This window comes from Aureimonas sp. AU22, from assembly GCF_001463745.1.
In the GTDB taxonomy this organism is placed as follows: Bacteria; Pseudomonadota; Alphaproteobacteria; order Rhizobiales; family Rhizobiaceae; genus Aureimonas.
The window spans coordinates 99,345-107,329 of the sequence record NZ_BBWJ01000019.1; the positions used below are offsets into that span (position 1 = coordinate 99,345).

At 67.9% G+C, this 7,985-nt stretch carries 8 protein-coding genes; 2 read left to right on the forward strand and 6 right to left on the reverse strand.

The window, feature by feature from the left end; translation table 11 throughout:
* Window position 1 precedes the first annotated feature (1 nt).
* Genes phnK through phnG form a run of 5 tightly spaced genes read right to left on the reverse strand, consistent with a single transcriptional unit; the run spans window position 2 to window position 3,824 of the window.
* On the reverse strand, window positions 2-781 hold the full coding sequence (gene phnK, locus AUL34_RS07880; RefSeq protein ID WP_061932933.1) for a phosphonate C-P lyase system protein PhnK: 780 nt from the start codon (window positions 779-781) through the stop codon (window positions 2-4).
* Complete coding sequence (locus tag AUL34_RS07885) at window positions 778-1,653, reverse strand: alpha-D-ribose 1-methylphosphonate 5-phosphate C-P-lyase PhnJ (RefSeq protein WP_061932935.1); 876 nt, start codon at window positions 1,651-1,653, stop codon at window positions 778-780. Before AUL34_RS07885 ends, phnK begins: the two co-directional genes overlap by 4 nt.
* On the reverse strand, window positions 1,650-2,732 hold the full coding sequence (locus tag AUL34_RS07890) for a carbon-phosphorus lyase complex subunit PhnI (RefSeq protein WP_061932937.1): 1,083 nt from the start codon (window positions 2,730-2,732) through the stop codon (window positions 1,650-1,652). The genes AUL34_RS07885 and AUL34_RS07890 overlap by 4 nt, the downstream gene beginning before the upstream one ends.
* Window position 2,733: 1 nt before the next feature.
* Window positions 2,734-3,339 (reverse strand): phosphonate C-P lyase system protein PhnH, encoded by a 606-nt coding sequence (gene phnH / locus AUL34_RS07895; RefSeq protein WP_061932939.1) that lies wholly within the window; start codon window positions 3,337-3,339, stop codon window positions 2,734-2,736.
* 5 nt (window positions 3,340-3,344) lie between these two features.
* On the reverse strand, window positions 3,345-3,824 hold the full coding sequence (phnG, locus tag AUL34_RS07900) for a phosphonate C-P lyase system protein PhnG (protein ID WP_061932941.1): 480 nt from the start codon (window positions 3,822-3,824) through the stop codon (window positions 3,345-3,347).
* Window positions 3,825-3,934: 110 nt separating this feature from the next.
* Here phnG and phnF point away from each other — a divergent pair, with 110 nt between their 5' ends.
* A complete protein-coding gene (gene phnF, locus AUL34_RS07905) occupies window positions 3,935-4,654 on the forward strand; it encodes a phosphonate metabolism transcriptional regulator PhnF (RefSeq protein WP_061932943.1) in 720 nt (239 codons plus the stop codon).
* Between the two features lie 115 nt (window positions 4,655-4,769).
* Entirely contained in the window at window positions 4,770-7,424 is a 2,655-nt protein-coding gene (gene alaS, locus AUL34_RS07910; protein WP_061932945.1) for an alanine--tRNA ligase, read from the forward strand.
* Between the two features lie 60 nt (window positions 7,425-7,484).
* Here the strand turns inward: alaS and AUL34_RS07915 are convergent, their stop codons facing one another.
* The gene (locus AUL34_RS07915) at window positions 7,485-7,853 is read right to left on the reverse strand and encodes a hypothetical protein (protein ID WP_061932947.1); all 369 of its coding nucleotides are present in this window, start codon (window positions 7,851-7,853) and stop codon (window positions 7,485-7,487) included.
* Between the last annotated feature and the right edge of the window lie 132 nt (window positions 7,854-7,985).

Genomic DNA, 7,985 nt, shown 5'->3' on the forward strand with positions numbered 1-7,985 from the left:
GTCAGGACTCCGGGATCGAGGCGACGAGGAGTTGGGTGTAGGGGTGGTGCGGGTCGTCGAGGACCCGGTCGGTCAGCCCTTCCTCGACCACGCGACCTTCCTTCATCACGATCATCCGCTGCGACAAGAGCCGCGCCACGGCGAGGTCGTGGGTGACGATGACCACGGAGAGGCCGAGATCGGCCACGAGCCCCCGCAGGAGGTCGAGCACGCGGGCCTGAACCGAGACGTCGAGACCGCCGGTCGGCTCGTCCATGAAGACGAGGCGCGGGTGGGTGACGAGGTTGCGTGCGATCTGGAGGCGCTGGCGCATGCCTCCGGAGAATTCCGTCGGCCGATCGTCGATGCGGTTTTCGGCGATCTCGACGCGACCGAGCCAGTCGCCCGCCGTCTCGCGCAAACGCCCGTAGTGCCGCTCGCCGACCGCCATCAGACGCTCGCCGACATTGGCGCCGGCCGAGACGCGCATGCGAAGCCCATCGGCGGGATTCTGGTGCACGAAGCCCCAATCGGTGCGCATCAGAAGGCGTCGCTCCGCCTCCGACAGCGTGGCGAGATCGCGGGTGACGCCGTCGCGCATGGCATAGGCGACGCTCCCCGACGTCGGCTCCAGCCGGGCCGAGATGCAGGAGAGGAGCGTCGTCTTTCCGGACCCGGATTCCCCGACGATGGCCAGCACTTCACCGGGCCAAAGGTCGAACGAGACGCCGGTACAGCCGACGCGGGTGCCGTAGAGCTTCTCGAGGTCGCGGACCTGGAGGAGGGGCGTTGGGCTCGTCATTCCGCGGCCTCCCCGAGCGCCGATCCCGCATGGCCGGCCTGGCGCTGCGTTTCGCAATGGTCGGTATCGGAGCAGACGAACATCCGCCCACCCCGATCGTCGGTGATCACCTCGTCGAGATAGACGCCGGTCGAGCCGCAGAGCGCGCAAGGGTTGCGGAAGCTTTGGACGCGGAAGGGATGATCCTCGAAATCGAGGCTCCGCACTTCGGTGAAAGGCGGCAGCGCGTAGATCCGCTTCTCGCGGCCCGCGCCGAAGAGCTGCAGGGCCGGCGAACGGTGCATCTTCGGATTGTCGAATTTCGGGATCGGTGAGGGGTCCATGACGTAACGCCCCTCGATCTTGACGGGATAGGCGTAGGTCGTGGCGATATGGCCGTGGCGCGCGATGTCCTCGTAAAGCTTCACGTGCATCAGGCCGTACTCCTCGAGCGCGTGGAGCGTGCGCGTCTCCGTCTCGCGCGGCTCCAGGAAGCGCAGGGGCTCGGGGATCGGCACCTGGTAGACGAGGACCTGGCCCGCGTGCAGTGGGGCCTCCGGAATGCGGTGACGGGTCTGGATGATCGTGGCGTCGGCCGTCTTCGTGGTGGTGGCGACACCCGCGACGGTCTGGAAGAAAGCGCGGATCGAGACCGCGTTGGTCGTGTCGTCGGCGCCCTGGTCGATCACCTTCAGCACGTCGTCCGGTCCGATGATCGCCGCCGTCACCTGTACGCCGCCGGTGCCCCAGCCGTAGGGCATCGGCATCTCGCGGCTGGCGAAGGGCACCTGATAGCCGGGGATCGCGATGCCCTTCAGGATCGCGCGGCGGATCATCCGCTTGGTCGCTTCGTCGAGATAGGCGAAGTTGACGGCGGGAAGGTCGGTGCTCATTCCGCAGCCTCCTGGCGGGACTGGCGCTCGGCGTTGAGCCGGCGAACGAGGTCGAGTTCGGCCTGAAAATCCACGTAGTGCGGAAGCTTCAGGTGCTCGACGAAGCCGGTCGCAGCGACGTTGTCGCAATGCTCCATGACGAATTCCTCGTCCTGCGCGGGCGACTGGCGCTCCTCGCCGTATTCGTCGGCGCGCAGCGCGCGATCGACGAGGCTCATCGCCATCGCCTTGCGTTCGGACTGACCGAAGACGAGGCCGTAGCCCCGCGAGAACCGGGCGGGCTCGTCGTCGCCGCCAGTGAACTGCGACACCATCTGGCATTCGGTGATCCGCACGCGGCCGACGGTGACCGCGAACCCGAGTTCGGGTAACTCCACCTCCACATCGACGAGGCCGATGCGGATTTCGCCGACGAACGGGTGCGTGCGCCCGTAGCCGCGCTGGGTGGAATAGCCGAGAGCCAGAAGGAAGCCTTCGTCGCCCCGCGCCAGCGCCTGGAGGCGGAGGTCGCGTCCGGCCGGAAAATCGAGCGGGTCGCGCGTGATATCGCCAGGTTCGCCGTTCGCGTCTCCATCGCTCTCGATCAGCCCTTCGGCGCCGAGAAGGTCGGTGACGCGAGGCGCGGCTTCACTCGCGGCTCCGCGGCGGCGCTCCGGTTCCGCCACCGCTTCGTCGCGCGCCATCGCAGGGTCGAGCAGGCGGTGAGTGTAGTCAAAGGTGGGGCCGAGAAGCTGGCCGCCGGGAAGGTCCTTGTAGGTCGCGGAAATCCGGCGCTCCAGCCGCATGGCTCCGGTATCGAGCGGCGCGGCCGCGCGAAAGCGGGGCAGGGTCGTGCGGAAGGCGCGCAACAGGAAGATCGCCTCGATCAAATCACCGCGCGCCTGACGGATGGCGAGCGCCGCGAGATCGGGATCGTAGAGCGAGCCCTCCGCCATCACCCGGTCGACCCCCAGCGCAAGCTGCGAGGCGATCTGCTCGATCGTCAGCGCGGGCACGCTTCGATCGCCGCGTCGCCGGTCGGCCAGAAGCTTGTGGGCCTTGTCGATGGCGGCTTCGCCGCCCTTCACCGCAACATACATGTCAGGCCTCCACGATGCGGGTGGTGCGCGGCAGCGCGAGGCAACGTTCGCCGCAAACGAGCACGAGGTCGTGACCGCGCGGGAACAACGCGGCGTTGGCGGCGCGTGCCGCCAGAAAGTCCTTGGGCAAGCCACGGGGGGCAACCCGCAGGCTCGTCTCGATGCCGGGGCCTGTGAGCATAAGGCCGAGGCCACCCTCGAAGCCGTCCACCGGCAGAATCAGCGTTGTGGAGCGGTCCGGGTAGGCATCGGTGCCCAAAGGGAAACGGTTCCAGCCGTCCGAAGCCGACCCCGGCGACAGGAGGGCGAAGGCGGCGTCGGCAGGTTCGGCGACCACCGCCGCGCCGGTCTGGAAGGAGATCCAGCGCGTCGCGTCGTCCAGTCCCGCACCGTCCAGAAACACCGGTGCATCGGCGTCGGCGAGGGTTGCGATGAGCGCGGCGGCGGCGGGCATCAGCGGGGCGGGTGCGGATACGAAGCCGCCGAGGTCGGCGATCGTTCCCGGATTGGCGAAGGCATCCATGATCCGGCGAAACGCCGCCTGCGAGCCGAGGGTCGGATCGGCGAAGCCGCTGGAGACGATGGAGGTGGACAGGGAAACGCTCATGCCAATCAGTCCTCGCCCCGGGCCACGGTAAAGAAGTCCACCCGGGTCGCTTCGGTCTCCTCCGCCCGGCGTTTCAACGCTTCGGCATCGGCTGCCAGAGCCGGGCCGACGATCTCCACCTCGATCCGCTCGCGCCAGGCGTCGATTTGCCAGAGCGCATCGATATAGGCTGCAATCCGCGCCTTCTCGGCGTCGCGACCGAGGATCATCGCGTGTCCGACCTCTCCGGTCTCCAGCCGCACGGTTGCGCGACAGACGCTGGCTTCGCCGAGGTTGAACGCCGCGCCGCCTCCGCCGGCTCGACCGCGCAGCATCACGAGGCCGACCTCCGGTCCGCGAACGGGGACTGCGGCAGGCGAGGCCGCCGCGACATCAGCGTATCGCGCCTTCAGGAATGCCGTCGGAGCGAGCGCCACGGCACTCATCGCGCGGCGCCGCGCGGTGTCGTGTCCAGCGTCGTCGGAGTTCGAGGTCATGTTGAGCATGTCGATCCGATTTGTCTATTTGTCTAGACATCCGTCTTGTTGGCTCTGATATAGCGTGCCGTCGGTGACAACACTATGACGGCGGCAAGCATCGCGGCGGAGCCTGAGGCATGAACGAAGCGGACGAAGGCGTAACGCGCTGGCGGCGCGTGGCGGACAGGATCCGCGCAGCGATCGCGGACGGCACGGTGCGCGAGCAACTGCCGCCCGAAACCGAACTCGCGGAACGCTACGCAGTGAACCGCCACACGGTGCGCCGGGCGATCCAGTCACTGGCCGCCGAGGGGCTTTTGCGGTCCGAGCGCGGGCGCGGGACCTTCGTCAACGCACCGGCGCCCCGATTATCCTACCCGGTCGGGCCGAGAACGCGCTTCTCGGAGAACGTCACGGCGCAGGGACGCAGGCCGAGCGGACGGCTGATTCGATCGGAGTCCGTCAGGGCCGACAAGGCCCTTGCCGACATGCTCGACTGCGCGGTGGGCGCTGCGCTGTTTCGCCTCGACAAGCTGTCGGTCGCCAACGGCCTGCCACTGTCGGTTTCCACCGGGTACTTTCCGGCCGACCGTTTCCCCAACATCGTGCGCGGCTATGCCGAAACCGGATCGGTCACCGAGGCCCTCAAGCTGCACGGGGTCATGGACTACCGCCGTCAAGAGACGCGGATCACCGCCGAACGCGTTAATCCCGTCGACGCCGAGCATCTGGAACTGCCGCTTGATAGCATCGTCCTCGTTTCGGCGGCCATCGATGTGGATGCGGACGGTCGCCCGGTGCAGGCGCTTCGCACGCGCTTCCCGGCGGAGCGGATGGAACTGATTATCCGGCCGTGAAACGCGTCGCGCCACGCCGCGCGGCGGCATGGACAGCCCCTGGCACGCTGGGTAAAAGGCGGCTGCGCCAGCGTTTTCCCGCCGGCCGTTCCTCAGCATAGGTTAAGGTTTTGCCATGAGCGGCGTGAACGAGATCCGGTCGACGTTCCTCCAGTACTTCGCGAAGAACGGACACGAGCCGGTCGCCTCCTCGCCGCTAGTGCCGCGCAACGACCCGACGCTGATGTTCACGAACGCCGGCATGGTGCAGTTCAAGAACGTCTTCACGGGCCTCGAAAAGCGTCCCTACAGCCGCGCGACGACGGCGCAGAAGGTCGTGCGCGCCGGCGGCAAGCACAACGACCTCGACAACGTCGGCTACACCGCGCGCCATCACACCTTCTTCGAGATGCTGGGCAACTTCTCGTTCGGCGACTATTTCAAGGAGGAGGCGATCAGCCTCGCCTGGAACCTCGTCACCAAGGAGTTCGCGCTCGACAAGTCGCGCCTGCTCGTCACCGTCTATTCGGAAGACGAAGAGGCGGCTCGCCTCTGGAAGTCGATCGCCGGCTTTTCCGACGATCGTATCATCCGCATCCCGACCTCCGACAACTTTTGGACCATGGGCGAGACCGGCCCTTGCGGTCCGTGCTCCGAGATCTTCTACGACCAGGGCGAGAGCGTCTGGGGCGGCCCTCCGGGCTCGGCAGAGGAGGACGGAGACCGTTTCCTGGAGTTCTGGAATCTCGTCTTCATGCAGTTCGAGCAGGTCTCGCCCGGCGAGCGCCTCGACCTGCCGCGCCCGTCGATCGACACCGGCATGGGCCTGGAGCGCATGGCCGCGATCCTGCAGGGTGTCACCTCGAACTACGAGACCGACCTTTTCCGCCGCCTGATCGCCGCCGTCGAGGAGGCCATCGGCTCGCGTGCCGAAGGGGATGCGCTGGCCTCCCATCGCGTCATCGCCGATCACCTGCGGGCCACCGCCTTCCTGATCGCCGACGGCGTGCTGCCGTCGAACGAGGGCCGCGGCTACGTGCTCCGCCGCATCATGCGCCGCGCCATGCGCCACGCGAAGCTGCTCGGCGCCCGCGAGCCCGTCATCTACAAGGTCCTGCCGACGCTCGTCGCCGAGATGGGCCGCGCCTATCCCGAACTCACCCGCGCCGAGTCGCTGATCTCCGAGACGCTGAAGCTCGAGGAGAAGCGCTTCCTCGTCACGCTCGACCGCGGCCTGTCGCTTCTCAACGACGCGTCGTCCTCGCTCGGGAACGGCGACATGCTCGACGGCGAGACCGCCTTCAAGCTTTACGATACCTACGGCTTTCCGCTCGATCTGACGCAGGACGCCTTGCGTGCGCGCGGCGTCGGCGTGGACCTGTCCGGCTTCGATTCGGCCATGCAGCGCCAGAAGGCGGAAGCCCGTGCGAGCTGGGCGGGCTCGGGCGAGTCGGCGGCCGAGACGGTGTGGTTCGCAATCCGCGAGCGCGAGGGCGCCACGGAGTTTCTCGGTTACGATACCGAGACTGCGGAAGCCCAGGTCCTGACGCTCGTGCGTGACGGCAAGGAAATCGCCTCTGCGGGAGCCGGCGAGGAGGCGACCGTCGTCCTCAACCAGACGCCGTTCTACGCCGAGTCGGGCGGCCAGGTCGGCGACACCGGCACGATGAAGGGCGAGGGCGTCCGCTTCACCGTCACCGATACGCAGAAGGTCGCGGACGGCCTCTTCATCCACCGCGGCACGGTGGCCGAGGGCACGCTGAAGAAAGGCGCGGCGCTGGAACTGGTGGTCGACCATGGCCGTCGGTCGCGCATTCGCGCCAATCACTCGGCGACGCACCTTCTGCACCAGGGCCTGCGCGAGGTGCTCGGCACCCACGTCGCCCAGAAGGGCTCGATGGTCTCGCCCGACCGCCTGCGCTTCGACTTCTCGCATCCCAAGCCGGTCGAGGCCGAGGAACTCGCGCGCATCGAGGCGCTCGCCAACGACGTGATCCGCGAGAACACCCCAGTCGAGACGCGCCTGATGGCGGTGGACGACGCGATCGCGCTCGGCGCCATGGCGTTGTTCGGCGAGAAGTACGGCGACGAGGTCCGCGTCGTGTCCATGGGCGGCGCGAAGGAGGGCAGCGCGAAGGCCGCCTATTCGATCGAACTGTGCGGCGGCACCCATGCGCGCGCAACCGGCGACATCGGGCTCGTCCACGTCGTGTCCGAAAGCGCGGTCGGTGCCGGCGTGCGCCGTGTCGAGGCGCTGACCGGCGAGGCGGCGCGGGACTATTTCCTCGAGCAGGACGCGCGCGTGCGTCGCATCGCGGGGTCGCTGAAAGTCGGCCCCGCCGAGATCGCCGATCGTGTCGAGGCGCTCGTCGAGGAGCGCCGGCGTCTGGAGCGCGAGTTGACGGAGGCGAAGAAGAAGCTGGCGCTCGCCGGCGACGGCTCGGCCTCCTCGTCCGCTCCCAAGGAGATCGGCGGCGTCGCCTTCGTCGGTCGGGTGCTCGACGGCGTGGCGGCGAAGGATCTCAAGGGATTGGTGGACGAGGTGAAGGCGGGGCTCGGCTCCGGCGTCGTGGCGTTCGTCGGCGTGGCGGACGGCAAGGCGAGCGTCGTGGTCGGCGTGACGGCGGATCTGACGGGGCGGTTCAGCGCGGTCGACCTCGTTCGCGCGGCGTCCGAAGCCATCGGCGGCAAGGGCGGCGGTGGCCGGCCGGACATGGCACAGGCGGGTGGTCCCGATGCCGACAAGGCCGGCGAGGCGATCACTGCGATCGAGGGTAAGCTCGCAGCCTGACGCTCTCCAACGCGGTTCTGAAGAAAAAGGGGCGCCTTGCGGTGCCCCTTTTGTGTTTGATCAGTCTTCGTAGGCCGGGAAGGACGCGACCTCGGCGGCCGAGGTCGTCAGCGTCAGGCGGTTGCCGTCCGGCGAGAAGCGCTCGATCGGGATCACCTTGCGGCCGGTGAAGCCGGTCGTCGTGCCGGCGAAATCCACGACGAGGGCGACGGGCGTCTTGGCGTCCGTGCCGAGCACTTCCTCGACTTCGCCGAGTTCCACGCCGTCACCGCTCTTCAGGACCTTTGCGTCCTCGATCGAATCGGCCGTCTTGTTCCACGGCATCAGCATCACGCTGCCGTCGACCTCGACCAGGGCGGCGCCCTGGGCCTGCGCAGCCGCGCCGGACAAGAGGAACAGGCCAGCGGCGGCAAGAAGCATCTTACGCATTCGGATTTCTCCTGAGGGATGAATGCGTGCCTAACGACGCCTTGCCGGACGAGTTCCGGGAAGGTCTCCCAGCGCGAAACAAAAAACCCGGCCGCTAGGGCCGGGCTCCGGTGTTTGTCTGGTCGACCTCGA